The sequence below is a fragment of the Rhodoferax sp. MLSD5-FHT05B10 genome, from assembly GCF_058793415.1.
Genome location: NZ_JBXAFT010000005.1, coordinates 219547 through 245865, shown reverse-complemented (window position 1 = coordinate 245865; position 26319 = coordinate 219547). Strand labels below are relative to the sequence as shown.

Sequence of the window (26319 nt, the reverse complement as noted above, 5' to 3'; positions counted from 1 at the left end):
GGCTACATCTTGGTGTCGTGCAGGGCGCCGCCGCTGAGGTCAACCATCTCAGGTTTCACGTCTGCAAAACGCAGCACACGTCCGCCGTTCTTGGCAGCGAAGGCCGTGGCATCGGCCTCCTGCGCGAAGCTGGCAATGGTAGGCCCCATGGAGCCTTTGCGTTTGCTGCCCAGCACATAGAAACCGGTACGGGCGTCAAACCAGTTGCCGCGGGGCTGATCCCAGTCAGCCTTACCCATGTCTTGCACCAGCACCGCGCGTATGGCCTTGACCTGCTCTGGCTTGAGCAAGGTGTTGAACATTTCGACCGTGTCGCAATAGAAACTGGGCTTGGCTTCACCCTTGAAATGGATCTGCGCCTTGGGGCCGGGGAAATCGGCCAGCAGCATTCCGTCCAGATCACAGGTGGTGGCGGGATCGATCTCCACGGGGACCACCGCAGTTTCCGCCTTGTCTCCGCACGCGCTCAGCAAGGCGGCAGCACACAAGGCAGTCCAAAGAACAGGGAGGCGAAAGGGTTTCATGTGCGGAATCTCCAGGTAGCAATGGCCAGGGGCGCGGTGATCCAGGCCACCATGGCCCCGCCCATTAGCCAGGGATTGGCAAGGGCCGGTGGCACGATGCTGGTCAACCCATACAGGCTGCGCATTTGGTCCAGTGAAAAAACGTTGAGGATGCGAAAGACGTCGGCAGGATTCAACAACAATATGTAAGCCAGCATCTGGCCGCCGAACTCGCCACCGCTGGCCACCAGAAGGCCCAGCAGCAGCAGATCAAACACCAGCACAAAACCAAACCACAGCGCAATCGCCAACCCCGACGCGCGGGTACGCTCCCGGGTCACGACCGACAACAACAGCGCCAGGCTCAAGAAGGCCAAGCCCAGCAACACCGAGCTGAGCATGAAGCCCGCGTAGTGGTAGAGCCCCAGCAAGCCGAACTGGCGGAACAGCAGTACCGCGTCCAGCGCGAATCCCACCACGGTCGACAAGGTAAGCGCCGCCGCGAGCCCCAGGTATTTGCCCAGCAACAGTTCCAACCGGGTAATGGGCAGCGCCAGCAGCAGATCCAGCGAACCCCGCTCACGCTCGCCAACGACGGCATCAAAGCCCAGCAACAACGCAATCAACGGGATCAGGTAGATCACCAGACTGACGAGACTGGCGATGGTGAACTCAATCGAGCGCAGGCCTACCTGGCCCTGTTGTGCGCCCCCAAAATACGTAATCACCAGCGAGAACACGGTAAACACCAGCGCCACGGCCAGGACCCAACGGTTGCGCATGCGGTCACGGAACTCTTTGCCCGCCAGGGTGGCGATCTGTCGCCATTCAAGGTTCTGCATGCGCTAACTCCTCAGTCCGAAAAACAAATCCTCCAGCGAGGGCTCGTGGATGTGCAGATCAACCAGACGCGACCCCAAAGGGGAAAGCGCCGCCAGCACCGCCATCTTGGCCGGGCGCGGGCACCGCACGACCACCTCGCCCTCCACCACCTGCAGGTCGACACCGGCAATGGCTTGCAGGTGGGTTTTCAGTTCACCCAGGGCAGATGGCTCCACGCGCAACGCGATGGACAGCGGCAAATCCATCTGTTCGCGCAAGGCGTGCACGCTACCCACTGCCTGGATCTTTCCGCCGGCCATGATGGCCAGCCGGTCGACCCGTTCCTGCAGATCGGCCAGGATGTGCGAGGTGATGACAATGGTTACGCCCTGCTCGCGCAGCTCCCGCAACTGGGCATAGAAATCACGGATAGCCGAAGGGTCCAAGCCATTGCTGGGCTCGTCCAGAAACAGCACACTGGGCGCACCCAACAGGGCTTGCGCAAAACCGAGCCGCTGGCGCATGCCCTTGGAAAACTCAACCACTGCACGCTTGCCCACGTCGCCAAGGCCCACGCGCTCGAGCAAACCGGGGCAGCTATCCAGATCGGCTCCTTTGAGCTTGGCAAAGAACCGCATGGTTTCCAGCGCGCTCAGGTTGTCGTAGAGCACCAGGTTTTCTGGCAGATAGCCAATTTTGCGGCGTGTCGCGCGAAAATCCTTGCCGTGCACCGATGTGCCGGCCACCCGGATATCGCCTGCCGTGGCCGGAATCAAGCCGAGCATCATTTTGAACAGCGTGCTTTTGCCTGCACCATTGTGGCCAATCAGGCCAAACAACTCACCGCGCTGCACTGCCAGGTCCACACCGTCGACCGCACGAACCGCGCCGTAGTGTTTGCTGACACCTTGCAACGCAACCGCCACGGACGCGGCCGTCTTACTTGAGTTTGTCACGCCAAGCGCTCCAATCTAGATGAAAAGGGTGCATTTGGGGGTAGGCATCGACCACACTGGGCACGCGCAGCACCGGAAACTGCCGGCCCACCAGGCGCAGGGCCTGCACGGCGGGGCTGCCCAGCAGTAAGGCCATGCTCGGGTGGCGCCAGCTTAAGCGATCGACCATGTCATTGGCTTCGTAGGGAATATCGCCTATGCCATCGCCATCCCGGTCCCATCCGAGGTAATTTCCCCAATGGTTGCCTTTGTCCGACTGGTCAGGCCGGGTGCCGCCCCACGCCTCGTCACGGGTGCCCACATAGCGCACCTGTTCGCGGTTGCCAATGAAGTCATTGCCTTGCACGGTGTTGCGGGTGGAACCGGCCGACAGGTGCACGCCCACATGGTTGTCCAGCACCAGGTTGTGGCGCACGGTGGAGTATTCCACGTCATAGATGAAAAAACCACGGTCGTTGTTGGCAACGATGTTGTTCTCGATCACCGAATCCTGCACCGAGCGCAGCATGATGCCGTGGTCGGAGTTGCCCCAGGCGCGGTTGTTGCGCACCACCTGCTCGCGCACCTCCATCAGTGCCAAGCCGCCCCGGTTGTCGTAGGTGTCGTTGTCTTCCCACACGTTGTAGTAGGACGTCATGTAGTGCGCACCGTAGCGGCTGTGGTGCAGCCTGTTGCCCCGGAACACCGCGTGGTGCGAGACATCCACATACAGCGCGTCGCGCACGAAGCTGATGTTGTTGCCGATGATTTGCGCGCCCTGCGTGTTGTAGAGCTGGATGCCATTGCCGCGCCGCGCCGAGGAAAAATCGCGCTTGCCGGTGATGGTGTTGCCTTCAATGCGCACGTCCTTCACCTTCTCGACCCATAAGCCGAACAGGTTGTACGCCAGATCGCAGTGCTGCACCACGGCGCGGTGCGCGCCGGGATAGATATAGATGCCGGCGTTCTGGTCCTGCAGGCTGCCGCCCGAGTCGCGCACGATCAGGCCTTCTATCGTGACATCGGGCGCGGTGATGCGAATGGTGTCGCCCTGGTCCCCGCCGCTGATCGTGGGGCGGTCGATGCCGCGCAGCGTCAGGGGCTTGTCAATCCGCAGGTTGGTGCGGTACAGGCCACGCGCCACTTCCACGGTGTCGCCCGGCGCGGCGGCGTGCACGGCGGCAGCCAGGTCCCCGCCAGGCTGCACGCGCACCGTGGCGGCGTGCGCCGCGCCCGCAAGCGCCAGCAGTGCGGCGCCCAGGCCAGAAAGCAGACGCACGTTCATGCAAGCAGCAGACCGAATGACTTGAGCACCAGGAACAACGTTGCGCCGATCAGCAGATTCTTGAAGCCGACGTAACTGATCATGTCCATGACACCGGCCACGCGGTAGCGGTCGCGCCACCATGGGCCGTCCTTGACGTAGCGCCGGCCCGAAAGGCGAATCAGCACTTCGTACACGCTCCAACCGAACCACCAGCCGATGATGGCGCCCGAGGAGAGCGTGCCCATGGCCGTCATGATCCAGGCCACCGTCGCGGCAACGGCAAGCGAGAAACCGGCCACCTGCAGCGCGCGCTGCGAGTGCCAGCCCTCGCTGCTCCAGGGCCACAGGTGGTCGCGCAGCTCCAGCCAGATCCATTGCAGCAGGCCCACGTTGCTCTTGTGTGCGGGCAGCGTCGGTTCGGTGGGCATGCGGGGATCGGGCCCTTGCGCAGCCTTGGCACTGATCTGCTCGGTGAAGCTGGTGGCGGGGTGGATCGGAATGAAATAGCCATTCGCGCCAATGGGAGTGATCTCCAGGCCGTCCTTTTCACGGCGCTTGCGTTCCTTGGCCAGAGGCGGGCAGCCCTTGGTGTCGGTGTACAAAATCATGCAGTCCAGGCAGTGCAGGCACTCGCGGTGATCAATGCGGCCGTCGGCGTCGATCGCCTGCGCGCCGCAGCCCACGGCACAGGCCTTGCAACTGTTGCAATCCTGCTTGCGCTTGAGGCCAAACCAGCGGAAGGTACTGGGCATGGCCAGCGATGCGCCCAACGGGCAGATGTATTTGCAGTACGGACGCTCGATGAAGATCGACAGGCCCAGGATGGCAGCCACGAACAGGCCATAGGGCCAGGCGCGGTTCTGGATGCCCACCAGGAAGGTGGTCTTGAAGGGTTCCACCTCCGACAGCTTCTCTGCCAAGCCCATGGAGAACATGGACACCGTGATGAGGCCGAAGAAGATGGCGTACTTGAGCCACTTGAGCCGGTCATGCCAGCGCTGCGGCAGCTGCGTCTGGAAGCGCTTGAGCCCCACAACGCGCGCCACCTTGTAAATGGCCTCGGAGAGCGAGCCGAACGGGCACATCCAGCCACAGAACAGGCCGCGCCCGAACAGGAACACGGTGGCGATGATGAAGATCCAGAACAGGAAGATGAACGGATCAGACAGGAACAACGACCAAGTCCACTGGAACAGCAGCGCATGGAACCAGGTCAGCACCTGGGTGATGGACGGCTGCGCCATCACGCCAAAGCCCACGAACACGATGGACAGGCCCCAGGCGGTGTACTTGAAGGCATTGACCGGCCACTTGTTCTTGTGGGTGGAACGGCGTGTGAGCCGCTCGCGGAACGCATAGACCACACCGACGGCTACCAGCAGCACGACGAACAATCCGATTTCCACTGCCCGCGACTTCCAGATGCGCACCCAGGGCGCATCGGGCTCCACCACCTTGGGACGGCCACCTTCGAGCATGGACGCGGGCAGCCAGTACTGGGTATCAAAACTGGTGAAGCTCTTGGCGCCGGTGGCCCGGTCGACCCTGTTGCCCAGCAGGCTCAGCTTCCAGGGATAGGCGTCTGAAAAAGCCTTTGAACGGATGATGAAGATCGCCGATTCAGTGAAAGTGGGAGCACCCGCAGCCTTAACTCCGTACAGGTTCTGATAGTCGAGGTCGCGGAAGGTGAATGAATCGGCACCCTGCTTGACCTGCACCCGGTCGTACAGTCCGCCACGCACAAAGCCAGAGCCCTTGAACGATTCGTGACCGGCGGTGCGAATGATGAAGATGGCGTGTTCGCCCGCTTTGAGCTGCAGGCTCAGGCTATCCCAGTTGGCCGCACCCAGCACGCTCTTGCCGACGTCGGGGTGGCTCAGATCGCCGAACCACAACTCGATAAAGGGGTCGCCGCTGTGTTCCAGACCGAGCTGCTCCGGCATCACGCGCAGGCGCTGCACGGCGCCACGCTCCACGAGTTCATCCCAGGTCAGGGCCTGGCCCGTCGTCTTGTAGCGCGCTGGCTCGCGCACGGTGGGCGCCAGGATGCCGACCTGCCGCGCCACGGCCGAGCCCGAGGCCATCATGACCTGATTCTGTGCAATCACCGTGACGGTAGCGCCGGAAATGGCGTCCAGCCCGACCACATTTTCGTCGGGCCGGGACTGGCCCACTTCAATCTTGTCGGCAACCGATTTGCCCAGGTACTGGTCGTTGAATTTCAGCAGGGCGGATTCGGGAATGCCCAGCAGCAGAATCGGCTCGGAATGCTTGAGGACCTTGACGCCGACAAAATGGCCGGTCTTGTCCATGCCGATCAGCGTCACCACTGGCTTGCCCGAATAGGCGGGTGTGTCGGTGATGTCGGTCGAGAGCATCACATAGCCCAGCAACTGGCGGCCTTCACCCGCCTTGTCGTAGGCTTCGACGTAGGGCGGCTGGCCCTTGCGTTCTGAAAAATGGGTGGCACCCGGGAACACGTCCGTGCACGGCAACAGCGCACACATGTCCTTGGCGGTCGCCAGGTCAACCGGAAGTTCAGCCTCGTAAGTCCCTTTTCCCGCCGCCGCATGTGCGCCTGGAGGAATAACCATCAGCGCAAAAAAGATCGCGACCCACAGGGCCGCAAGGAGGCGGAATTTCGGCAGAAACATCGGGTATCCAAACAAGAAAAAGGGCAGCGCAGCCCGGTGACCGCGCTGCCCAGAGCGGCGCCTGATCAGGCCTCCACGAACATCCGTGAACGCATTTCCAAATGGAGCGCGTGACAGAAGTTGGTGCAATAGCACCAGTAGACACCGGGCTTGTCAGCCTTGAAGGTAACAGACTTCGTCTCTTGCGGATTGACGAGGAAGTTGATGTCGTACTTCGGGATGGCAAAACCGTGCGTCAAATCCTCCACCTTGTCCAGGTTGGTCAGGATAATGGTCACTTCGTCACCGTGCTTGACCGTCCATTCGCGCAGCCCGAAAGTAGGCGCCTGCGAAGTCAGGTAGACCGTAACCTTGTTGCCCTTGCGCTCCACGCGGCAGTCCTTGGCATCCTTCACTGCGTTGGGGAAATCGTCAATGTTGTAGACCTGCCGGGTCTTGATGAGGTCACGGCGCACGATGATGGAGTCGTGCGGCTCGGAGTACACCGCGTGATCCGCCACCAGCTTCATCTTGTCGCCGCTGATATCGATCAGCTGTGCCGTTTCGGGGTGCAAAGGTCCGACCGGCAGGAAACGGTCCTTGGAGAACTTGTTGTCCGAGAGGAAGAACTTGCCGTCGGCTTCCTTGGTCTCACCCATGGAGGTGAAACCGTGGCCAGGCTGATACTGCACATCGAGTTTGTCCAGAATGACCTTGGCAGCCTTGTCGCCCTTGAAGGCCTTGATGGCCGCTTCCACATTCCACTTGACGATCTGGCTGTCCAGGAACAGCGTGGTGTACGCGTTGCCTTTGTTGTCGAATCCGGTGTGCAGTGGGCCCAGACCAATTTCAGGCTCAGCCACCACGGCATCGCGCGCGTCCTTGACTTCGCCGTCAAACCATTTCAGAACCAGGGAAAGGTCGATCACCGTAGCCGTAGGCGACAACTTGCCGGAACAGACAAAGTACTTGCCGTCCGGGCTGGCGTTGACACCGTGCGGATTTTTTGACACCGGCACATAGCAGACGATTGCGGTCTTGGGGTCCTGGTTGGCGGCCTTGGTGCCATCCACCACGGGCACCTTGGAGGAGCCAAAGGTCCTGGTCTTGCCAGCCTTCACGGCCGCTTCAACGCGTGCCACGTTGAAGAAGAGGCATGCGTCGCGCTCAGCGGACATCATGTCCTCATAGTGTGCGCCATTTTCCGTGTTGTACTGGTTGGTGGCGGCCAATTTGCCGTCATACGAGGTGGCAACCAGGTCACAGTTGCCATCAATCAGAACCTGGTAGCGCACTTCCATCGTCTCGGAGTCCACGCACGTGAACAGCGAGTGGTATTTGTCGCTGGCAGCCATGTTCTTGCCGTCGTTGGGCAGCGGGATGGCGAACTCGGCACCACAAAACACGCGCGTTGTGCGGTTGATGGAGGCGTCGACCGGGTCACGCTTGTCCGGGAAGGTGCCGTGAAACCCCTGGATGTTGGGCAACTCCGTGATCTTGTCGCACTCCATGGTGTCCATGCGCACGCGGGCCAGGCGACCGTGGATCTTGTCGTTGACGAACATGTATTTGCCGTCATACGTGCCGTCCACATAGGATTGGTGCACGTGATGGGTGTCACCGGTAACATACAGAGGCCTGCCGTCGGGACGGGTGCCGATAATTTTCTTGGATTCGTTGGTGATGCCCCAGCCAACCAGGCAGTCCATGTTGAAGACAGGAATGCGTTTGAACAGGCGACCGGAAGGCAAGCCGTAAATGCGCACTTCACCCGAGTGACCACCGGATGAAAAAGAATAGTAGGTGTCCAGCTCACCCGGCTTGACCTCGTACTTGCTGTAGTCAATTCCGCTGTCTGCACCGGCCTTGGGCGCCGCTGCTGGCGCAGATGCCCCGGGAGCGCTTTTATCCGTGCAGGCAACGACGCCGGCAAGACTGGCAAGTGCTGCCGTGTTGATGAACTTGCGGCGGCCCAATCCACTGGGTGCGTCGACGTTTGGTGCTTGGTCTTTGCTCATTGCGATAATCCTTAGGTTACGTGCCCACACGGACAAAAAAATAGTTCCCGGACATGTGGGAGGCATGCTAGTACACTTTTTTTACACAAGGGTAAACCCTCTTGGTCAAAATTGATGCACATCAAATGAATCTTAACTATTAAAATTTGTGCGTTGCAACAAAATACCAAAGTTGTACACTCGGGTACTCAGGTTTTCGAACCTGTCTCTATCTGCAAGATAACCCCAAGGAAACACCCCCATGAACACCAAACTGATGACGCTATTGTTGGTCGGCGCTGCAGCACTGGCTGCTTGCGGCAAGACTGAAACTCCGGCTACACCTGCAGCTACTGCCCCCAGTGCAGCCCCCGTAGCAGCCGCGCCCGCTGCACCTGCCGCACCTGAAAATGAGGTAGGCAAGAAGGTGTTTGGTCAGGTCTGCTCCATGTGCCATGCTTCCGGAGCCGCGGGCTCACCCAAACCTGGCGACAAAGCCGACTGGGGCCCCCGCATTGCGCAAGGCAATGATGTCTTGTACAAACACGCGCTGGAAGGCTTTACCGGCGCCAAGGGCATGATGCCAGCCCGCGGCGGCAACGCAACCCTGAAGGACGACGAAGTGAAGGCAGCCGTGGATTACATGGTGGCCCTTTCCAAATAAGCCGGAAACCCAGACCATGACGCCCTCCCCTCAACTGAATACGGGGCGTCGGCGCCTGATCGCCGGCTTGCCCTTGTTGGCAACCGGCCTTTTTCTCAATCCGGCACTCGCCAGTCCCCAGGTCCGCCAAGCCTCACGCGCACTCATGGGTACGCGGGTGGACATCACGGCGCAGGCGTCCGGCACCGCCGATTGCGATGCGGCCATTGCGGCCGCATATGCGGAAATGGCGCGCCTGAGCGACATGATGAGCCGCTACCAGGTCGGCAGCGCCGTGCACGCCTTGCATCTGGCATCAGGCCTGCAACCGGTGGTGATCGATACGGAAATGATGGGCGTGCTCAAAAGTGCCCAACATATGGCAGAACGCAGCCGTGGCGCATTCGACATTACCGTGGGCGCCTTCAATGGATGGGTATTTGACCAGGCACACCCCACGATCCCAGACCGTGCGGAAATTGCCCGCGAGTTGCCGCTGGTGAATTACCGGGATCTGGTTCTCTCCGAAAAAGCTTCCACCGCCTTTTTGCGCCGCCGCGGCATGCGCATCGATCTGGGTGGCATCGCCAAGCTGCCCATCCTGCAAGCCGGCATGCAAGTGCTGAAACAACGCGGCGTCGGCAGCGCCATGATCAACGGCGGCGGCGATGTGCTGGTCAGCGGACAGCTGGAGGGACGTGATTGGCGCGTCGGCCTGCGCGACCCGCGCGCACCGGAAAAGCTGATCGGCGTACTGGACCTGAACGAGGGGTTTGTTGCCGCCTCGGGGGATTACGAACGCTTTTTCATCCAGAACGGTCGACGCTACCACCACATCCTGAACCCCAGGACGGGGCAATCCACCACAGGCCCGCATGGCGTGACGCTGGTGTCGCGCCATTTGGAAGACATCAACGGCCTGGGCGCAGCCATCATGGTCGCAGGTTCCGAGGCGGGGCGGAATTTGCTCCAGCCGCTGCGGAATGTGGACGCCCTGATCGTGGAGTCAAACCAGAACCTGTGGCTTTCACCTGGCATGGCGAGCCGTCTGCACACCTGAACCCGCAATGGGCGAGCAGGATAGTCTGTTGATGTAAGCTGCCGCACGTGCCGTGCACGCTTTGCTTTTACAGACCCTCGCGAGAAAATCACCATGAAGAAGAAAACGCTGGCCCTGCTGCTGGCTTGCGCCGCCGCGCTGGCGGCCTGCGGCAAGCCGGACACCAGCACGCCCGCAGCCGCCAACCCCGCCACCACGCTGGCCGGAGCCCCCCCCGTAGTGCCCGCCGTGGCCCCGCCGGTCCCCCCGGAGCATGTCCTGGGCAAGAGCGTGTTCGACAAGGTCTGCGCCCTGTGCCATGGCGCCGGCGTGGCTGGCGCCCCCAGGCCGGGCGACAAGGCCAACTGGGGGCCGCGCATCGCCCAGGGCAATCCCATGCTTTACAAACACGCGCTGGAGGGCTTCATCGGCCCTCAGGGCGTAATGCCGGCCCGCGGTGGCGGTGGCACCTCGCTCAGCGATGCCGACATCAAGGCCGCCGTCGATTACATGGTGTTCCTGTCACGCTGAAGTGACATCCCCGCACCCGACGCAACCATGAACATCGCATTCCTGGGAATTGGCCTCATGGGCTATCCGATGGCGCAGCGTCTGTGCGCTGCCGGGCACACGGTCCACGCCTGGAACCGCAGCCGGCACAAGGCCGAGCGCCTCACTGGCGCGGGTGCCACCGTGCACGACACGCCTGCGGCTGCCGTGCAGGACGCGGAGCTGGTCATCACCATGCTGGACAACGGCACGGTCGTGGAGCACGTGCTGTTCGACCTGGGCACCGCTGCCGCACTGCGGCCGGGCACCCTGCTGGTGGACATGTCCTCCATCCAGCCGGCGCAGGCCCGTGACCACGCAGCCCGCCTGGGTGCGCAGGGCATTGATTACCTGGATGCACCGGTATCAGGTGGCACCCTGGGCGCAGAAGCCGGCACATTGGCCATCATGGCCGGCGGCAGCGCCGAGAACTTTACCCGCGCCCTGCCCGTTCTCGCGGCCCTGGGCCGCGCCACGCTGGTGGGCCCCACGGGCACTGGCCAGCTGACCAAGCTGGCCAACCAGATGATCGTGGGCATCACCATCGGCGCAGTGGCCGAGGCCCTGCTGCTGTGCGAAAAAGGCGGTGCCAGCATGGCCAAGGTCAAGGAAGCCATCACCGGGGGCTTTGCCGACAGCCGCATTCTGCAGGTGCACGGCCAGCGCATGGTGGAGCGCGACTTCGCCCCGCGCGGGCGCATGGCGATTCAGCTCAAGGATTTGCGCAACGCGCTGGTCACAGCGCAAGAGATCGGATTTGAGGCCCCCATCACCACCCTGTTCGAACAACTCTATGCGCAGGGGGTGCAGCACGGCCTGGCCGATCTGGACCAGGCCGGTCTGTTTGTCGAACTCGCCCGCCGCAACGGCATGGCCTGAGCGGCAGGCCTGCGGCGGACGCCCTGCCCCTCAGGGCCGGCGGCGGTCGGTCTGGTGGTCCTGGTAGTAGCGGTCCTTGGCGGCAAACATGGCCTGGTCGGCCTGGTTCAGGATCGCTTCGATCTGCCCCGAGGCATGGCATACGGCCCAGCCAATGGCCATGCTCAGGCGCTGACCGGGATAGAACTGGTTGTTGAGTTCCACCGTGGACTGGATGCGCTCCATGAGCGCCGTGGCAACCCGCTCGTCGCAGCCCGGCATCAGCACCACAAACTCGTCGCCGCCAATGCGCGCCACGCACACGGACTGCCCCTCGGTGGCGCTGGTCAGCACCTCCCCCGCGCGCCGCAGCAGCGCGTCACCCGCCGCATGGCCCTCCTGGTCATTGACCCGCTTGAGTCCGTTGAGATCGATCGCCAGCACGCTCAGCGGCCAGGGCCCCTTGCGGGACAGGCGGTTGAGTTCTTCGACGTAAAACGCGCGGTTGCCCAGGCGGGTCAGGGAATCGTGCCGCCCCAGGTATTCCAGGTAGGCCTCGGCTTTCTTGCGGGCCGTGATGTCCACCAGGGACACCAGCACCCGGTCCCACTGCGCTTCGTGCCCGGCCAGCACGGCGAACTGCATGTGGACGTTGATCAGCTCGCCTGACAGGGAGTAGTTCACGATCTCGCGCATCTGCACCGTCTTGCCGTGCCACAGGTCGTACAGCTGCTCGGCAAACGAAGCCACCATCTCGCCACGGAACACGGAATCCAGATTGCCCAGCAGTTCGTCCTTGCTGGTGGCGGCGAACATGCGCAAGGTCTGCTGGTTCACGTCCAGGACGCGGATTTTCTCCATGCAGCGGGTGACGAACTCCGGGTGCACGCTGATGAACACCCGGAAATCCTGGATACCCTGACCCCGCGCCTCGTCCAGCAGCCCCTTGACGGCACTGAAATCCTCCACCCACAGTGACACCGGGGAATGCTCGAACAGGTCGCGCGCGTAACGTTCGCTGCGGCTGAGCTCGTGCTGGGCGTTGACCTGGGGCGTGATGTCTTCCAGCGACACCATGACCCGGTCCCAGGTTGCCTCGTGGCCCTGCAGCACACGCACGTGGATCTGCACGTCCATGCGCCGCCCGTCCAGCGCGTAATTGACGGTCTGATTGGAAAACTCCAGCCTCCCCAGCCATAGGTGGTTGAGTTCGGACACCAGGCTTTCGAACATGTCGTCACGGAACACTTCCGGCAGGTGCTCCACCAGCTCCTGCTGGCTGGCGGCTGCGAAGACCTGCAGGGTCTTCTGGTTGACCTTGAGCACCCGAAAGCAGCTGGAGCACTGCGCCAACCGCGCGGGCGACTGGCGCATATGGGCCGCAAAATCGGCAACGCCCTCAGCACGCCATGTATCGAACAGGGTTTTGAGGGCGCTGTAATCTTCCAGCCAGAGCGAAATGGGAGCCGACTCGAACAGTTGCTCGAAGTCGGCGGGGGATGTGGTCAACGACATGCCTGAAACCTCCAGGCAGCCATTGTCCCTCAGACGCTATCAGTCAAAAGTGCGGGCAGCACGCTTCTTGGCGTCGCGGGGCACAAATACCTTGCCGGCGTTACCCGGCTTCGCGCCCGCAGGCTTGCTGAACGCGGGCTTGCGGGCGGCAAAGTCACCACCGCGCGGTGCGGCGTCAGGGCGGCTGCCGGCAAAACGGTCGTTGAAACCACCCTTGCGGGGAGCGTAGCTGAAGCCACCGTTGTCACCACCGTCGCGGGGACGGCTGTCACGGGGACCGTTATCGCGGTTGAAACCATCGCGGTTGCCACCGAAGCCGCTATTGTTCTGGTAGCTGCCTGCGCCTGCGTCACGGGGGCCGGAGGCGTTGCGGTCACCGAAACCGCCATTGCCGCCGCGGTTGCCACCGAAGCTGGGGCGGCCACCGCCACCGAAACCACGCGGAGCGCGATCTGCGTTGTGGCTGCCACGGCCGCCAAAGCTGGCACCGGTGCCCGGACGCGAGTCCGGAAAGCGCTGCTGGGGCTCCAGGCCCGGAATGGTTTCCGACTTGAAGTGCTGGCGGCTGTAGGCTTCAATATCAAAGATGCGACGGCGGTCGCGGATCTCGGCGAAGGTCACGGCAATGCCGTCGCGGCCAGCGCGGCCCGTGCGACCGATACGGTGGGTGTAGTCCTCGGCCTTCATGGGCAGGCCGAAGTTGAACACGTGGGTGATGGTGGGCACGTCGATGCCGCGCGCCGCCACGTCGGTGGCCACCAGGATCTGCACCTGTCCGTTGCGCAGGGCCATCAGGCGGCGGTTGCGCAGGCCCTGGCTCAGGGCACCGTGCAGGGCCACGGCATCAAAACCGTCTTGCTGCAGGTCATTGGCCAGACCGTCGCACTCGATCTGGGTGCTGGCAAACACGATGGCCTGGTTGATGGTGGTGTCACGCAGCCAGTGGTCCAGCAGCTTGCGCTTGTGGTGGGCGTTGTCGGCCCAGAACAGCACCTGCTTGATGTTGGCGTGCTTCTCCTGCGGGCTGTCGATGGTCACGCGCTGGGGTTCGCGCATCACGCGGGCGGCGAGCTGCTGGATGCGCGGTGCAAAGGTGGCGCTGAACATCATGGTCTGCTTGCGGGCGATGGTGAGCTGGTTGATTTCGGCTAGGTCATCGGAGAAGCCCAGGTCCAGCATGCGGTCGGCTTCGTCGACCACCAGGAACTGCACCTGGTCGAGCTTGATCTGCATGGAGCGCTGCAGGTCCAGCAGGCGCCCGGGGGTTGCCACCACCAGGTTGGCGTTTTGCAGCTTGGCAATTTGCAGCTGGTAGGGCATGCCGCCCACGATGTTGGCAATGCGCAGACCGCGGCAGTGGCGCACCAGGTCGATGGCATCGTTGGCCACCTGCTGTGCCAGTTCGCGCGTCGGGCAGACGATCAGGGCACCCGGCGACGGGGCCTTGAAATTGCGGGGATTGGTCGGGTCCTTGCGCTTGGCGCGCTTGGGAGGTGCTTCGCCCCGGGCTGTGGCTTCGGCCACTTCGCGCTCGAAAGCCGCCCGCTCGTCGGCCTCGGCCTGGGCCTGCTGTTTCAGCAGGGTATGCAGCACGGGCAACAGGAAGGCCGCGGTCTTGCCGCTGCCGGTCTGGCTGGAGACCATCAGGTCGATGAACTGGCCAGCCTGCTCGCCCGGCAAGGCCAGGGGAATGGTCTTGGCCTGCACCGTGGTGGGCTGGGTGTAGCCCAGGTCCTTCACGGCATGGACCAGCTCGGGCGCCAGGCCCAGGGTCACAAAACCGTTGGGTGCCTCGGGCACTTCGGGTTCAGCAGCCACTGCGGCTACCGACAGATCGGCAGCGTCGTTGCCTGCCGGCAGGGTGGAAAGGGATTCGGCGGGCGCAAAGGCACCCGTCACTTCAAAAGCGTCAGTCATGGTTTTACTCACACGCGAGCGCCGCAGGGTGTGCGGCTGCTCCGTCAATGGTTAAAAAACATCAACCATCAAACGGAACCGGCTCTGCCCCGCAAAGGGGTGTTTCAGTGCTGGGGGCCAATATCGCCACTTGCTTGCAAATGCGGCGGGCCCGGTGAATGAAGGGAGATGTGCAAAAAGCGCTGCTGTTTGCAGCGCAGCCCGCAATTATGCCACGGATTCGGGTTTCTACCTAATCCCCCCGCATTGCACCGCTCATTCCAGGCGAAGGAAGTGCTGGCGGTAGTGTTCCAGCTCGTCGATGGACTCGTGCACATCGGCCAGCGCGGTATGGCGCTGCTGCTTCTTGAACGATGCATACACCTCGGGGCGCCAGCGCTTGGACAGCTCCTTGAGCGTGCTGACATCGAGATTGCGGTAGTGGAAAAAGGCCTCCAGTTTGGGCATGTACTTGGCCAGAAAGCGGCGGTCCTGCCCGATGGAGTTACCGCACATGGGCGAACCGTTGGCGGGCACGTACTGTTTCAGGAACGCAATCAGCTGCTCCTGCGCCTCTTCTTCGGTGAGGGTGGATGCCTTGACCTTGTCGATCAGTCCGCTCTTGCCGTGGGTGCCCTTGTTCCAGGCGTCCATCTGGTTGAGCTGGGCGTCGGACTGGTGGATCACCAGCACCGGCCCCTCCGTGCGGGTCTCCAGATTGGGGCCGGTCACGACGACCGCGATTTCGATGATGCGTTCGACTTCCGGATCGAGCCCGGTCATCTCGCAGTCAAGCCAGACGAGGTTCTTGTCAGATTTGCTCAGAGGGGTGTTGGTATCAGCCATGGCGTGGATTGTCGCCGATGGCCTAAACTCCACCGCCATGACTGACCTTTTCTCCCCGGTTTCCGCGTCCCTGACCACCACCATCGCCTTTGTGCTGGCCCTGTCGGTGAGCCTGATGCTGAAGTTCTGGCTGGCCACGCGCCAGGTCCGCCACGTGGCGCGCAACCGCGGCACGGTGCCCGCGGCCTTTGCCTCCCAAGTGGCGCTGCCCGCCCACCAGAAGGCCGCCGACTACACCATCACCAAAGTCCGCGTGGGCCTGCTCGAAGTGGCCTGGAGCGCGGTCATCGCCCTGTGCTGGACCCTGCTGGGCGGCCTGTCGCTGCTCAACCAGCTGCTGGCCGGCTGGCTGGGCCATGGCCTGCTGCAGCAGCTGGCGCTGCTGGCGGCATTTGCGGTCATCGGCGGCCTGCTGGATCTGCCGTTCACGCTGTACCAGACCTTTGTCGTCGAACAGCGTTTTGGCTTCAACAAAACCACCCCGGCCCTGTGGCTGCAGGACTTCGCCAAATCCCTGCTGCTCGCCGTCGTGATCGGCCTGCCGCTGGCCGCCCTGGTGCTGTGGATGATGGGCGCCACCGGAGCCTGGTGGTGGCTGTGGGTGTGGGGCGTGTGGATGGGGTTCAACCTGCTGATGCTGCTGGTGTACCCGACCTGGATTGCCCCCCTGTTCAACAAGTTCCAGCCCCTGCAGGACCCGGAGCTTCAGGCGCGGGTCACCCAGCTGATGGCGCGCTGCGGTTTTACCTCCAAGGGTTTTTTCGTCATGGATGGCAGCAAGCGCAGCGCCCACGCCAACGCCTACTTCACCGGCTTTGGCGCCTCCAAGCGCGTGGTGTTCTACGACACGCTGCTGGCCCAGCTGAGCCCTGCCGAAGTGGATGCCGTGCTGGCCCACGAGTTGGGGCATTTCAAGCACCGCCACGTCATCAAGCGGGTGCTGGCCCTGTTCGCCCTCAGTCTGCTGGGGTTTGCCCTGCTCGGCTGGGTCAGCCAGCAGGTGTGGTTCTTCACCGGCCTGGGCGTGTCGCCCAACCTGAGCGGACCCAACGACGCCCTCGCCCTGCTGCTGTTCATGCTGGTGCTGCCGCTGACGGGCAGTTTCGTGGGCCCGCTGTTCGCCCAGCTGTCGCGCCGCCACGAGTTCGAGGCCGATGCCTACGCCGTGGCCCAGACCAGCGGCCCGGCACTGGCCAGCGCCCTGCTCAAGCTGTTCCAGGACAATGCGTCCACCCTGACGCCGGACCCGGTGTACGTGAAGTTCTACTACTCCCATCCGCCTGCCACCGAGCGCCTGGGGCGCCTGCTGGCGCCCGCACCTGGGGTCTGACATGACACAGAAATCCAAGCCAAAAATGCCCGCAGCACCCGTATTAATTGCGTTGAGTGCTACACAGGTGATAGCACAACTGGCCAAGCTGGAAGGCTGGAAACTGTTCGGCGATGGTCCGGACGTGGCGATCGAGAAGACCTTCCACTTCGCCGGCCACCTGGAGAGCATGGCCTTTGCCAACTCCGTTGCCTTCATTGCGCAGACCCACAACCACCACCCCGAAATGCTGATTGGCTACCGGCACTGCAGCGTGCGCTGGAGTACCCACGCCGTCCAAGGCATCTCGGCGGCCGATTTCCAGTGCGCAGCCCGGGTAGACGCGCTCCTGGCAGCGGACTGAACACAGGAACACCTCTTGGCTGCATCCCCCCTCCTCGAACCCGGCCTGGTCATTGCAGGGCACGGCCGCCACGTATGGGTGGAAACGCCCGACGGTCGCCGCCTGATCTGCCATCCCCGCGGAAAGAAAAGCCAGACCGTTGTCGGGGACCGGGTGCTGTGGCTGGCCACGCAGGACGAGGGCACCATCGAAAAAGTGGAGCCGCGCCGCAACCTGTTCTACCGGCAGGACGAGATCCGCACCAAGTCTTTTGCCGCCAACCTGGACCAGGTGCTGATCCTGATTGCGGCGGAGCCCGAGTTTTCGGAAAGCCAGCTGTCGCGGGCGCTGATCGCCGCGGAGGCAGAGCACATCCAGCCCATCATCGCCCTCAACAAAAGCGACCTGGGGCCGCTGTTTGACCGGGCCTGGCAACGGCTGGCGGTGTACCGCGCCATGGGTTACACCGTGCTGCCGCTGGCGCTCAAGCCCCGCACCGAGCACGAACCCCACCGGACCGAGGGGCTGCAAGCCATGCTGCAGGGCAAGACGACACTGGTGCTGGGGCCGTCGGGCGCAGGCAAGAGCACCCTGATCAACCGGCTGGTTCCAGAGGCGGCCGTGCTGACCAACGCCATCTCCACCGCCCTGAACTCGGGCAAGCACACCACCACCAGCACCACGCTGTACTGGGTGGACACGGCCCGAACCACGGCGGTGATCGACTCGCCCGGTTTTCAGGAATTTGGCTTGAACCACATCGAGCCCATGCACCTGGCCTCGCTGATGCCGGACATCAAGGCCCATGCCTCGGACTGCAAGTTCTACAACTGCAGCCACCGGCACGAGCCGGGCTGTGGGGTTCTGGCTGCCTTGCAGCCCGCTTCTGAAGCGTTTTCGGCCCCTGGGCCCCAGCAAATCAGCGCAAACCGCTACAAAATCTATAGCGATCTGTTTGCCGAGCTGAGCCAGACCCGCTACTAGGCCGGCCCTGGCCCGCGGGCTTCAGTGGCCCAGAATGGCGGCCAGCGCCTGCAGCAGCGCATCCACCTGCTGCGGGGTTCCCACACTGATGCGCAGGAACTGCGCAATGCGTGGCGCCGCAAAATGGCGCACCAGCACGGCGCGTTCGCGCAGGCCCGCCGCCAGCTGTTTCGCATCATGCCCGGGGTGGCGCGCAAACACAAAGTTGGCCTGCGAAGGCAGCACCTCAAAACCCATGTCTTCGAGCTGCAGCACCAAGCCTTCGCGGGTGTGCATGACCGCGGCGCAGGTCTTCTCGAAATACGCCTGGTCTTCGATCGCCGCCGTGGCACCGGCCAGGGCCAGGCGGTCCAGGGGATAGGAATTGAAGCTGTCCTTGACCCGCTCCAGCGCCTCGATCAGCGGCCGCTGCCCGCAGGCAAAGCCCACTCGCAGGCCGGCCAGCGAACGCGACTTGGACAGGGTGTGCACCACCAGCAGATTGGGGTAGCGTGCAATCAGCCCCATGGCGCTGGTGCCGCCGAAATCCACATAGGCCTCGTCCACCAGCACCACGCGCCGAGGAAAGCGTTGCAGCAGGGTTTCGATCTGCTCCAGCGCAATGCCGCTGCCCGTGGGCGCGTTGGGGTTGGCAATGACCACGCCCGCCACCTCTTGCCCGGGGGGCGACACAAAGGCGTCCACATCGAGCTGCAGGCGCGCATCCAGCGGCACCACCGTGAAAGGAATGCCATACAACCCGCAGTACACCTTGTAGAAACTGTAGGTGATGTCCGGCATCAGCAGGGGGTTGCCCTGCTGGAAGAAGGCAAAAAAGGCGTGGGCCAGCACCTCGTCGGAACCGTTACCCGCAAAGACCTGCCCGACGTCCAGCCCGTGGCGTGCGGCAACGGCGTGGCGCAGCGACAACGATTGCGGGTCGGGGTACAACTGCAGGCCCTGGCGGGCGGCGGCTTCAATGGCCGACACCGCGGCCGGCGACGGCGGGTACGGGTTCTCGTTGGTGTTGAGCTTGACCAGGTTGCTGATGCGCGGCTGCTCCCCCGGCACATAGGGAACCAGGGCCGCCACACGGGGGCTCCAAAACGAAGGTACTTCCATCATCCCAACAGGCGCGCGAGCGACAACAAAGCCAAAAATACCATCCACATCACCACGGTGCGCCAGACCAGGCCCACCACGGCACGCAAATGCACGGGCTGGGGCGTCTGCCCGGTGCCGGACGCTTCCTTCTCACCCAGCTTGACGTTGACGGCACCGGCCGTGGCCGCCAGGATGACACCATCGTTGTCCCCCGGGCAGCGAGCCTCGTGCTGGCGCCAGCTGTCCACGGCTTCCTCGAAGCTGCCCACAAAGGCGAATCCCAGTGCCGTGATCCGCGCCGGCACCCAGTCCATGAGCGCCCAGGCCCGGTTGGCGTTGGCCTGCAGGGCGGGACTCACCGGTGAGCCTGTCGGCACGTGGGGGCGGTTCACATGCTGGTGGACATATTCACCCACGCGGTACCACACTGCACCGGCCGGCCCCAGGCCCAGCATGGCCAGGACCGAATACCAGGCCAGCACGCCGAACACATGGCGATGGGCACTGAGCACCGAGTGCTCGATGACGTGCCGCACAATTTCGCTGCGGGGCAAGGCGCTGGCATCGATGTGCATCCACTGGGCCAGCCGCTGGCGCGCCAGATCTTCGTCTCCTGCCAGCAGCGCGTCGCGGATTTCCGTGAAATGGTGGCTGAACTGGCGAAAACCGAGTGTCGAATACAGAATGGCCACGCTCCAGATCACGGCGGCCACCCAGCCCAGCGACCACACCAGCAGCCAGTGCACGGCGCACACCAGAACGGCCGGCACGGCAACGGCCACCCACCAGGCCAGCCAGCCATGGTGGGGCCTGCCGGTATCCAGATTGCGCACGGCCCAGCGCACCCAATTCCTCACGCTGCCATGCACCGGATTGCCGGGAGCCAAGGGGCGGGCCTGTTCCAGCAGCAGCGCAAATAAAATCGAAATGAAGCTCATGGGCCAATCATAGCGAGCCGAACCGGCGTGCCGAGGGTATTCAGTCCAGCAAGAAACGGTAAAAGTTGCGCAGCATGCCTGCGGTGGCCCCCCAGATGAAGCGCTCGGTCTTGGCGTCCGTATAGGGCATGGACAGCCATTCACGCCGCTGCCCCGCCCAGTCGACCGCATGGCGGCGGTGGTGGGCAGGGTCCATCAGGAACGCCAGGGGCACTTCAAACACGTCGGCCACTTCATGGGGGTTGGGCACAATCTCGAACCCCGGATGCACCAGCGCCACCACCGGCGTCACGATGAAGGCGCTGCCCGTGGTGTACGTGGGCAGCTCGCCCAGCACCTCCACGAAATGCCGGGCCAGCCCGATTTCCTCTTCCGCTTCGCGCAAGGCCGTGCCGGTGGCGTTGTGGTCCTCCGGGTCGGCCTTGCCGCCGGGGAAGGCCACCTGCCCCGAATGGCTGGAGAGGTGTGTGGTGCGCTCGGTCAGCAGCACCGTCAGGTGGTCGTCGTGCAGGACCAGCGGCACCAGAACGGACGCATGCAGCGGGGCGCGCTCCGAGAAACGTCCCTCGGCCCGCAGCTCCGGAGTCCACACCGGAGGGTTGGCAAAGCGCTGCACCAGCGCCTGCGGCTGCAGGGCCTGCGGGCGCACCTTGGGCAGGTGGTCGTCAATGCCGACCACCGGGACGCTGCGAGGATCAAACGACGGTAAAGTGCTCATAAAAAAAACCGCCACAAGCTTGCGCCGGGCGGTTCTCTGGAAAACAGGCCGTGATTAAGCGGCTGTCTTCTTGGCTGGCAGTTTTTCCTTGATACGTGCCGACTTGCCGCTGCGGTCGCGCAGGTAGTACAGCTTGGCACGGCGCACGTCACCGCGGCGCTTGACTTCAATGCTGGCGATCAGCGGGCTGTAGGTCTGGAACGTACGCTCCACGCCTTCGCCGCTGGAGATCTTGCGAACGATGAAGCCGCTGTTGAGGCCACGGTTGCGCTTGGCGATGACCACACCTTCGTAGGCCTGGACGCGCTTGCGGGTACCTTCAACCACGTTCACGCTGACCACGACGGTGTCGCCGGGCGCGAATTCGGGGATGGTCTTGCCCAGACGGGCAATTTCTTCTTGTTCGAGTGTTTGAATCAGGTTCATGATTTCCTTCGTGATCGTGTAAGCACCAGCATCGGAATTGATGTCAATCGGGCAAACAGCTGTTTGCTTTGGCCGTACAGAGGATCGGTTAGCCTGTCATTATAGCAAGATCAGCGCAGACCTGACAAAACTGCCTCATCGGCCGGGCCCAGCTGCCCGGCCTTGCGGGCCGCGTCCAGCAGATCCGGGCGGTGCAGGGCTGTCAGCCGCAGGCGCTGGTCCCGCCGCCAGCGTTCAATGTTTTCATGGTGGCCTGACAGCAGGACCGCGGGCACCTGCTGACCCTGCCATTCTTCCGGGCGCGTGTAATGCGGGCAATCCAGCAAGCCGTCCAGCGACGGGTTGAAGCTGTCGAACTGGTGGCTATCCGGATCGGACAGCACACCGGGCTGCAAACGGGCCACTGCGTCCAGCAGGGCCATGGCAGCGATTTCACCGCCTGACAGCACAAAGTCCCCCAAACTGATCTGCGCGTCCACCCGCCGGTCAATAAAGCGTTGGTCCAGCCCCTCGTAGCGGCCGCACAGCAGGATGGCACCGCTGCTGCCCGACCAGCGCTGGACCGCGGCGTGGTCCAGCCGCTGGCCAATGGGAGAAAACAGCACCACCGGGGCGTTGTCCTGGCGCACGGAACGGATCTGGTCGATGGTCTTGTCCAGGGGCTCGGCCATCATCACCATGCCGGGGCCGCCGCCAAACGGACGGTCATCCACGCGGCGGTAGTTGCCGGCAGCGAAATCTCGGGGATTGGAAAACTGCACATCCACCTGCCGCGACTCGAAAGCACGCCGGGTCACCCCCACCGTCAGAAAGGGGACGAACAGTTCCGGAAACAGGGTGACGACGTCAAAGCGCATGCGCCCGGACTCAGTAATCGGTTTGCCAGTCCACACGAATGCGGCGGGCCTTCAGGTCGACATCGTCCACATAAGCCGAGACGAACGGAATCATGCGCTCCCCGGTTTTGCCGTCCTGCGGGTATTCCAGCACCAGCACGGTTTGCGGACCGGTGGACAGCAGTTCCCGCACGGAACCGAGCGGCTCGTCCTGGCGGTTCACCACATCCAGACCGATCAGGTCGACCCAGTAATACTCGCCGTCCCCGGCGGTCGGAAAGTTCGACCGGGCGACAAAGATGCGCGCGCCCCGCAGGGCCTCCGCCGCGGTGCGGTCGTCCACGCCATGGGCGCAGGCGACCACCGTATCGGAGTGTTCCTTGACCTCCTTGACCGCCAGCTGGGCGGCACCCGAAAAAGTCTTGACGCCTTTTTCGGTGGGCAGGAGAAACCAGCGCTTGGAAGAAAAAAGCGCCTCGGGATCGGCGCTGTAGGGCAGGACCTTGAACCAGCCCTTGATGCCCCATGCGTCTGCCACTCTTCCAACTTCGATAGCATCCGCCGGCAATTCAGCGGGTTCGAGTCCAGGTAGCATGGGCAAGGGGCTTCGGTGAGCCGTGGACTGGAATGCATCCAGCCCGCCGGCATTCACACATTACGCTGCTTTTTTGGCGGCTTGTTGAATCAGGCGCTCCACCGTGGGGGATGCCTGGGCACCCACGCCTTGCCAGTACGTCAGACGATCCTGGGCAATGCGGATGCTTTCTTCATTGGCGGTAGCGCTCGGGTTGTAAAAACCGATACGCTCGATGAAGCGACCATCACGGCGTGTGCGCTTGTCAGCGACAACGATATTGAAAAACGGGCGAGCCTTAGCACCGCCACGGGCGAGTCGAATGACGACCATAATTAATCCTTTGGGTGGCAGAAATTGCTTCCAGCCATTACATTCAAAGTTGAGACACGCAACTGACCACCCGGCCAGTGACACTCTGAATAGCCTCACATTATAACGTTTCCTGTATCCATGACAAAAATTCGCCCCAGTCTTGATTCCGATGTCCGCGCCATCACCGCCATTTATGCCCACCACGTGCTTCACGGGACAGGGACTTTCGAGACCACCCCCCCCACCGAGCAGGAGATGGCCAGCCGCCGGGCCGATGTGCTGTCCAAGGGACTGCCCTACCTGGTGGTCGAAGACGCCACTGGCGGCGTCATCGGGTTTGCCTATTGCAACTGGTTCAAGCCCCGCCCCGCTTACCGGTATTCGGCGGAAGACTCCATCTACCTGGCGCCCCAGGCACATGGGCAGGGAGTGGGACGCCTGCTGCTGCAGGAGTTGATGGCACAGGCCGAGCGCGCCGGCGTGCGCAAACTCATTGCCGTCATCGGCGACTCCGCCAACCTGGGCTCCGTGGGCGTCCACAAGACCTGCGGGTTCCAGCACGTCGGAGTGCTGGCCAACTGCGGCTGGAAATTCGACCGCTGGCTGGATGTCGTCCTGATGGACCGCGCCCTGGGCATGGGCAGCAGCAGCGCTCCGGCACAATCCGCGGCATGAAAAACAAAACCGTGGCGGCCTGGGTCGCATTCGTCGGTGGGCCGCTGGGGCTGCACCGCTTCTATCTGCGAGGATTCTCGGACAAACTGGGATGGGCGCTCCCGCTACCCACGTTGCTGGGCCTGTACGGGGTACAGCGCGCCCGCACGCTAGGGCTGGACGACCACTGGAGCTGGGCGCTGATTCCCCTGCTGGGTTTCACCATGGCCGGCTGTGCGCTTACCGCCATCGTGTACGGTCTCACGGCAACCGAGAAATGGAACCGGCGCTTCAACCCGGATGCGCCCGCCGACGCCCCCAGCGGGCAAACCAACTGGTTCACCATTGGCGCGCTGGCGGCTTCGCTACTGGTCGGAACCACCGTCCTGATGGCCAGCCTGGCCTTCAGTTTCCAGCACTACTTCGAATACCAGGTAGAAGAAGCGCGAAGCATCTCCCAGTCCGAACCGGTCAGAAAATCTGGAGACTGATCCAGTAGGCAATGGCGGCAACGAACGCGCTGGCCGGGATGGTCAATATCCAGGCCCAGATGATGTTGCCCGCCACACCCCAGCGCACGGCACTGGCGCGCTGCGTGGAACCCACGCCCACGATCGCGCCGGTGATGGTGTGCGTAGTGGATACCGGAATCCCCAGCGCGGTGGCTAGGAACAGGGTGATGGCTCCACCCGTTTCGGCACAAAACCCCCCCACCGGTTTGAGTTTGGTGATGCGCTGGCCCATGGTCTTCACGATCCGCCAGCCACCAAACATGGTGCCCAGACCAATGGCCGTGTAGCAACAGGCGATGACCCACATCGGGGGCGCCTTGTCGGCCGCGGCGGAATAGCCGGTGGCGATCAGCAGCATCCAGATGATGCCAATGGTTTTCTGGGCATCATTGCCGCCGTGGCCCAGGCTGTAGGCACCTGCGGACACCAGTTGCAGATGCCGAAACCACTTGTCCACCCGCGAGGGCCGTGTGCGGCGGAAAATCCAGGCCACCACCACCATCATCAGGGACCCCAGCACAAAGCCCAGCAGCGGGGATACGAAAATGAAGGCCACGGTCTTGAGAATGCCGGCCGAAACCAGCGCGCTGGCACCGGCCTTGACGATCACGGCGCCCACAATGCCGCCAATCAGGGCATGGGATGAGCTGCTGGGAATGCCGTAATACCAGGTGATCACGTTCCAGGTAATGGCCCCCACCAGGGCGCCAAACACCACGTGGGTGTCAACCACCCCCGGCTGCACGATGCCCTTGCCCACCGTGGCTGCGACACTCAGGTGGAAGATGAAAATGGCGATGACATTGAAGAACGCCGCGAAAAGAATCGCCTGCGCGGGTTTCAACACCCCTGTCGACACCACTGTGGCGATCGAATTGGCGGCATCATGAAACCCGTTCATGAAGTCGAACAAAAATGCCAGCACCACCAGCATGACAACCACCCACAGGGCCGCTTGTACGGTTTCCATAATCGTATTGCCAGCCGGGTTCAGGAGTTTTCGAGGACGATGCCCTCAATGACGTTGGCGACGTCTTCGCACTTATCCGTAATGGTTTCCAGCAGTTCGTAGATCGCCTTGAGCTTGATGACCTCGCGCACATCCGGCTCCTCGCGGAACAGCTTGCTCATGGCCGTGCGCATGACGCGGTCGGCATCGGACTCCAGGCGGTCAATTTCCTCGCAGGTCTTGAGTGCCGCCTCGGCCGTGGACTGGTCCGCAATATGGCCCAGCAACTTGACCGCATCGCGCAGGCGTTCGCAGCACTTGACGCTCAGGTCAGTCAGGCGGGTGATCTCCTCGGTCATGTGGTGCACGTCGTACAGTGCCATGGTCTCGGCGGAGTCCTGGATCAGGTCGGCCACATCGTCCATGGTGTTGATCAGCGAGTGGATCTGCTCGCGGTCGATGGGCGTGATGAAGGTGATGTGGATCGCCTTGTTGCACTCGTGCGTCACACGGTCAGCGGCGCGTTCGGCATCGTCCACTTCCTGGTTGTACTTGGCCCGCAAATCCAGATCGTTGTAATTGGCCACCAGCTTGGAAAACGCCTGTGCGGCTTCCACAATGCGATCAGCGTGCTGGTTGAACATCTCAAAAAAATTGCCCTCGCGCGGCAAAAGTTTCCCAAACAACATTTCATTCTCCTGAACCGAAGTACCAACACGTCTTGACGTTTTCAAGACGCCGAAGTTTAACCGCCCGTACCCACCCCGTCGCCGGGGAGCTCAGCCACTTCTGAAAATAAAGTACACCGCGCCCACCATGCACAGCCCGGCCCACAGGTAATCCAGTTTGAGCGGCTCCCCCAGGTACACCATGGCAAACGGCACAAATACGCTCAGAGTGATGACTTCCTGCGTGATCTTGAGCTGCGCGACGGAGAACCCGGCCTGCTGGAAGCCGATCCGGTTGCCCGGCACCTGCAGCAGGTATTCAAACAACGCAATCCCCCAGCTGGCCAGGGCAGCCAGGTACCACGGTGCCGTGGCCATGTTCTTGAGATGCCCGTACCAGGCGAAGGTCATGAAGACGTTGCTGGCGATCAGCAGGCACACGGTCTGCAGGGAAAAAGGGAGAGTGGACAGGAAGTGCATGCCGCAATTATCGGCGAGTGCCCATAA

At 62.8% G+C, this 26319-nt stretch carries 28 protein-coding genes; 9 read left to right on the top strand and 19 right to left on the bottom strand.

Annotated features, from left to right (window positions below):
- Positions 1-2 precede the first annotated feature (2 nt).
- The 6 genes from AC1Q5W_RS10190 to nosZ all read right to left on the bottom strand — a co-directional run bounded on the left by AC1Q5W_RS10190 (position 3) and on the right by nosZ (position 8178).
- Complete coding sequence (locus AC1Q5W_RS10190; protein WP_492645510.1) at positions 3-524, bottom strand: nitrous oxide reductase accessory protein NosL; 522 nt, start codon at positions 522-524, stop codon at positions 3-5.
- Positions 521-1345, bottom strand: coding sequence for an ABC transporter permease (locus AC1Q5W_RS10185; RefSeq protein WP_492645509.1), 825 nt, complete (start codon positions 1343-1345; stop codon positions 521-523). The genes AC1Q5W_RS10190 and AC1Q5W_RS10185 overlap by 4 nt, the downstream gene beginning before the upstream one ends.
- Positions 1346-1348: 3 nt before the next feature.
- The gene (locus tag AC1Q5W_RS10180; protein ID WP_492645508.1) at positions 1349-2281 is read right to left on the bottom strand and encodes an ABC transporter ATP-binding protein; all 933 of its coding nucleotides are present in this window, start codon (positions 2279-2281) and stop codon (positions 1349-1351) included.
- Positions 2265-3545, bottom strand: coding sequence for a nitrous oxide reductase family maturation protein NosD (locus AC1Q5W_RS10175; protein ID WP_492645507.1), 1281 nt, complete (start codon positions 3543-3545; stop codon positions 2265-2267). The genes AC1Q5W_RS10180 and AC1Q5W_RS10175 overlap by 17 nt, the downstream gene beginning before the upstream one ends.
- A complete protein-coding gene (locus AC1Q5W_RS10170; protein WP_492646171.1) occupies positions 3542-6121 on the bottom strand; it encodes a 4Fe-4S binding protein in 2580 nt (859 codons plus the stop codon). Before AC1Q5W_RS10170 ends, AC1Q5W_RS10175 begins: the two co-directional genes overlap by 4 nt.
- A 125-nt stretch (positions 6122-6246) precedes the next feature.
- Positions 6247-8178, bottom strand: a complete 1932-nt coding sequence (gene nosZ, locus AC1Q5W_RS10165; protein WP_492645506.1) for a TAT-dependent nitrous-oxide reductase — start codon at positions 8176-8178, stop codon at positions 6247-6249.
- Between the two features lie 241 nt (positions 8179-8419).
- Here nosZ and AC1Q5W_RS10160 point away from each other — a divergent pair, with 241 nt between their 5' ends.
- From AC1Q5W_RS10160 to AC1Q5W_RS10145, 4 genes are all read left to right on the top strand, one after another.
- Positions 8420-8821 carry a c-type cytochrome gene (locus AC1Q5W_RS10160; protein ID WP_492645505.1) on the top strand — a complete coding sequence of 134 codons (402 nt, stop codon included), beginning with the start codon at positions 8420-8422 and terminating at the stop codon, positions 8819-8821.
- 16 nt (positions 8822-8837) lie between these two features.
- The gene (locus AC1Q5W_RS10155; protein ID WP_492645504.1) at positions 8838-9860 is read left to right on the top strand and encodes an FAD:protein FMN transferase; all 1023 of its coding nucleotides are present in this window, start codon (positions 8838-8840) and stop codon (positions 9858-9860) included.
- A gap of 93 nt (positions 9861-9953) precedes the next feature.
- Positions 9954-10370 carry a c-type cytochrome gene (locus AC1Q5W_RS10150; RefSeq protein ID WP_492645503.1) on the top strand — a complete coding sequence of 139 codons (417 nt, stop codon included), beginning with the start codon at positions 9954-9956 and terminating at the stop codon, positions 10368-10370.
- A gap of 27 nt (positions 10371-10397) precedes the next feature.
- On the top strand, positions 10398-11267 hold the full coding sequence (locus AC1Q5W_RS10145) for an NAD(P)-dependent oxidoreductase (protein WP_492645502.1): 870 nt from the start codon (positions 10398-10400) through the stop codon (positions 11265-11267).
- A gap of 30 nt (positions 11268-11297) precedes the next feature.
- Here the strand turns inward: AC1Q5W_RS10145 and AC1Q5W_RS10140 are convergent, their stop codons facing one another.
- From AC1Q5W_RS10140 to orn, 3 genes are all read right to left on the bottom strand, one after another.
- Positions 11298-12761: a sensor domain-containing diguanylate cyclase gene (locus AC1Q5W_RS10140; protein WP_492645501.1), complete on the bottom strand. Its 1464-nt coding sequence runs from the start codon at positions 12759-12761 to the stop codon at positions 11298-11300.
- Between the two features lie 39 nt (positions 12762-12800).
- Positions 12801-14678: a DEAD/DEAH box helicase gene (locus AC1Q5W_RS10135; RefSeq protein ID WP_492645500.1), complete on the bottom strand. Its 1878-nt coding sequence runs from the start codon at positions 14676-14678 to the stop codon at positions 12801-12803.
- A 255-nt stretch (positions 14679-14933) separates the two neighbouring features.
- The gene (gene orn, locus AC1Q5W_RS10130; RefSeq protein ID WP_492645499.1) at positions 14934-15503 is read right to left on the bottom strand and encodes an oligoribonuclease; all 570 of its coding nucleotides are present in this window, start codon (positions 15501-15503) and stop codon (positions 14934-14936) included.
- A 37-nt stretch (positions 15504-15540) separates the two neighbouring features.
- Here orn and AC1Q5W_RS10125 point away from each other — a divergent pair, with 37 nt between their 5' ends.
- From AC1Q5W_RS10125 to rsgA, 3 genes are read left to right on the top strand one after another with little or no spacing between them, the layout of a single operon-like run.
- Complete coding sequence (locus tag AC1Q5W_RS10125) at positions 15541-16833, top strand: M48 family metallopeptidase (protein ID WP_492645498.1); 1293 nt, start codon at positions 15541-15543, stop codon at positions 16831-16833.
- Between the two features lies 1 nt (position 16834).
- A complete protein-coding gene (locus AC1Q5W_RS10120) occupies positions 16835-17176 on the top strand; it encodes a 4a-hydroxytetrahydrobiopterin dehydratase (RefSeq protein WP_492645497.1) in 342 nt (113 codons plus the stop codon).
- A gap of 15 nt (positions 17177-17191) precedes the next feature.
- Positions 17192-18139, top strand: coding sequence for a ribosome small subunit-dependent GTPase A (gene rsgA, locus AC1Q5W_RS10115; RefSeq protein WP_492645496.1), 948 nt, complete (start codon positions 17192-17194; stop codon positions 18137-18139).
- Between the two features lie 21 nt (positions 18140-18160).
- On the opposite strand, the gene hisC is transcribed toward rsgA, so the two are convergent.
- The 7 genes from hisC to rpsP all read right to left on the bottom strand — a co-directional run bounded on the left by hisC (position 18161) and on the right by rpsP (position 23047).
- Positions 18161-19240, bottom strand: coding sequence for a histidinol-phosphate transaminase (gene hisC, locus AC1Q5W_RS10110; RefSeq protein ID WP_492646170.1), 1080 nt, complete (start codon positions 19238-19240; stop codon positions 18161-18163).
- Complete coding sequence (locus AC1Q5W_RS10105; RefSeq protein WP_492645495.1) at positions 19240-20160, bottom strand: CobD/CbiB family protein; 921 nt, start codon at positions 20158-20160, stop codon at positions 19240-19242. Before AC1Q5W_RS10105 ends, hisC begins: the two co-directional genes overlap by 1 nt.
- Before the next feature lie 40 nt (positions 20161-20200).
- A complete protein-coding gene (locus tag AC1Q5W_RS10100) occupies positions 20201-20878 on the bottom strand; it encodes a CoA pyrophosphatase (protein ID WP_492645494.1) in 678 nt (225 codons plus the stop codon).
- 54 nt (positions 20879-20932) lie between these two features.
- Positions 20933-21304, bottom strand: coding sequence for a 50S ribosomal protein L19 (gene rplS, locus AC1Q5W_RS10095; protein ID WP_105260385.1), 372 nt, complete (start codon positions 21302-21304; stop codon positions 20933-20935).
- Between the two features lie 110 nt (positions 21305-21414).
- Complete coding sequence (gene trmD / locus AC1Q5W_RS10090; protein WP_492645493.1) at positions 21415-22161, bottom strand: tRNA (guanosine(37)-N1)-methyltransferase TrmD; 747 nt, start codon at positions 22159-22161, stop codon at positions 21415-21417.
- A 10-nt stretch (positions 22162-22171) separates the two neighbouring features.
- A complete protein-coding gene (gene rimM / locus AC1Q5W_RS10085; RefSeq protein WP_492645492.1) occupies positions 22172-22735 on the bottom strand; it encodes a ribosome maturation factor RimM in 564 nt (187 codons plus the stop codon).
- 60 nt (positions 22736-22795) lie between these two features.
- Positions 22796-23047 carry a 30S ribosomal protein S16 gene (gene rpsP, locus AC1Q5W_RS10080; protein WP_492645491.1) on the bottom strand — a complete coding sequence of 84 codons (252 nt, stop codon included), beginning with the start codon at positions 23045-23047 and terminating at the stop codon, positions 22796-22798.
- 120 nt (positions 23048-23167) lie between these two features.
- Between rpsP and AC1Q5W_RS10075 the strand changes: the two genes are divergently transcribed.
- The gene (locus AC1Q5W_RS10075; protein ID WP_492645490.1) at positions 23168-23704 is read left to right on the top strand and encodes a GNAT family N-acetyltransferase; all 537 of its coding nucleotides are present in this window, start codon (positions 23168-23170) and stop codon (positions 23702-23704) included.
- Complete coding sequence (locus tag AC1Q5W_RS10070) at positions 23701-24174, top strand: TM2 domain-containing protein (protein WP_492645489.1); 474 nt, start codon at positions 23701-23703, stop codon at positions 24172-24174. The genes AC1Q5W_RS10075 and AC1Q5W_RS10070 overlap by 4 nt, the downstream gene beginning before the upstream one ends.
- Here AC1Q5W_RS10070 and AC1Q5W_RS10065 read toward each other — a convergent pair.
- From AC1Q5W_RS10065 to AC1Q5W_RS10055, 3 genes are all read right to left on the bottom strand, one after another.
- Positions 24155-25165, bottom strand: a complete 1011-nt coding sequence (locus AC1Q5W_RS10065; protein WP_492645488.1) for an inorganic phosphate transporter — start codon at positions 25163-25165, stop codon at positions 24155-24157. The genes AC1Q5W_RS10070 and AC1Q5W_RS10065 overlap by 20 nt on opposite strands.
- Positions 25166-25185: 20 nt before the next feature.
- Positions 25186-25833 carry a DUF47 domain-containing protein gene (locus AC1Q5W_RS10060; protein ID WP_492645487.1) on the bottom strand — a complete coding sequence of 216 codons (648 nt, stop codon included), beginning with the start codon at positions 25831-25833 and terminating at the stop codon, positions 25186-25188.
- 90 nt (positions 25834-25923) lie between these two features.
- Positions 25924-26292, bottom strand: coding sequence for a DMT family protein (locus AC1Q5W_RS10055; RefSeq protein ID WP_492645486.1), 369 nt, complete (start codon positions 26290-26292; stop codon positions 25924-25926).
- Positions 26293-26319: the final 27 nt, after the last annotated feature.

Coding starts and splice junctions, on each gene's coding strand:
- AC1Q5W_RS10190 (WP_492645510.1), bottom strand. CDS start 524: ATGAAACCCTTTCGCCTCCCTGTTCTTTGGACTGCCTTGTGTGCTGCC.
- AC1Q5W_RS10185 (WP_492645509.1), bottom strand. CDS start 1,345: ATGCAGAACCTTGAATGGCGACAGATCGCCACCCTGGCGGGCAAAGAG.
- AC1Q5W_RS10175 (WP_492645507.1), bottom strand. CDS start 3,545: ATGAACGTGCGTCTGCTTTCTGGCCTGGGCGCCGCACTGCTGGCGCTT.
- AC1Q5W_RS10170 (WP_492646171.1), bottom strand. CDS start 6,121: ATGGTTATTCCTCCAGGCGCACATGCGGCGGCGGGAAAAGGGACTTAC.
- nosZ (WP_492645506.1), bottom strand. CDS start 8,178: ATGAGCAAAGACCAAGCACCAAACGTCGACGCACCCAGTGGATTGGGC.
- AC1Q5W_RS10160 (WP_492645505.1), top strand. CDS start 8,420: ATGAACACCAAACTGATGACGCTATTGTTGGTCGGCGCTGCAGCACTG.
- AC1Q5W_RS10155 (WP_492645504.1), top strand. CDS start 8,838: ATGACGCCCTCCCCTCAACTGAATACGGGGCGTCGGCGCCTGATCGCC.
- AC1Q5W_RS10150 (WP_492645503.1), top strand. CDS start 9,954: ATGAAGAAGAAAACGCTGGCCCTGCTGCTGGCTTGCGCCGCCGCGCTG.
- AC1Q5W_RS10145 (WP_492645502.1), top strand. CDS start 10,398: ATGAACATCGCATTCCTGGGAATTGGCCTCATGGGCTATCCGATGGCG.
- AC1Q5W_RS10140 (WP_492645501.1), bottom strand. CDS start 12,761: ATGTCGTTGACCACATCCCCCGCCGACTTCGAGCAACTGTTCGAGTCG.
- AC1Q5W_RS10135 (WP_492645500.1), bottom strand. CDS start 14,678: ATGACTGACGCTTTTGAAGTGACGGGTGCCTTTGCGCCCGCCGAATCC.
- orn (WP_492645499.1), bottom strand. CDS start 15,503: ATGGCTGATACCAACACCCCTCTGAGCAAATCTGACAAGAACCTCGTC.
- AC1Q5W_RS10125 (WP_492645498.1), top strand. CDS start 15,541: ATGACTGACCTTTTCTCCCCGGTTTCCGCGTCCCTGACCACCACCATC.
- AC1Q5W_RS10120 (WP_492645497.1), top strand. CDS start 16,835: ATGACACAGAAATCCAAGCCAAAAATGCCCGCAGCACCCGTATTAATT.
- hisC (WP_492646170.1), bottom strand. CDS start 19,240: ATGGAAGTACCTTCGTTTTGGAGCCCCCGTGTGGCGGCCCTGGTTCCC.
- AC1Q5W_RS10105 (WP_492645495.1), bottom strand. CDS start 20,160: ATGAGCTTCATTTCGATTTTATTTGCGCTGCTGCTGGAACAGGCCCGC.
- AC1Q5W_RS10100 (WP_492645494.1), bottom strand. CDS start 20,878: ATGAGCACTTTACCGTCGTTTGATCCTCGCAGCGTCCCGGTGGTCGGC.
- rplS (WP_105260385.1), bottom strand. CDS start 21,304: ATGAACCTGATTCAAACACTCGAACAAGAAGAAATTGCCCGTCTGGGC.
- trmD (WP_492645493.1), bottom strand. CDS start 22,161: ATGCGCTTTGACGTCGTCACCCTGTTTCCGGAACTGTTCGTCCCCTTT.
- rimM (WP_492645492.1), bottom strand. CDS start 22,735: ATGCTACCTGGACTCGAACCCGCTGAATTGCCGGCGGATGCTATCGAA.
- rpsP (WP_492645491.1), bottom strand. CDS start 23,047: ATGGTCGTCATTCGACTCGCCCGTGGCGGTGCTAAGGCTCGCCCGTTT.
- AC1Q5W_RS10075 (WP_492645490.1), top strand. CDS start 23,168: ATGACAAAAATTCGCCCCAGTCTTGATTCCGATGTCCGCGCCATCACC.
- AC1Q5W_RS10070 (WP_492645489.1), top strand. CDS start 23,701: ATGAAAAACAAAACCGTGGCGGCCTGGGTCGCATTCGTCGGTGGGCCG.
- AC1Q5W_RS10065 (WP_492645488.1), bottom strand. CDS start 25,165: ATGGAAACCGTACAAGCGGCCCTGTGGGTGGTTGTCATGCTGGTGGTG.
- AC1Q5W_RS10060 (WP_492645487.1), bottom strand. CDS start 25,833: ATGTTGTTTGGGAAACTTTTGCCGCGCGAGGGCAATTTTTTTGAGATG.
- AC1Q5W_RS10055 (WP_492645486.1), bottom strand. CDS start 26,292: ATGCACTTCCTGTCCACTCTCCCTTTTTCCCTGCAGACCGTGTGCCTG.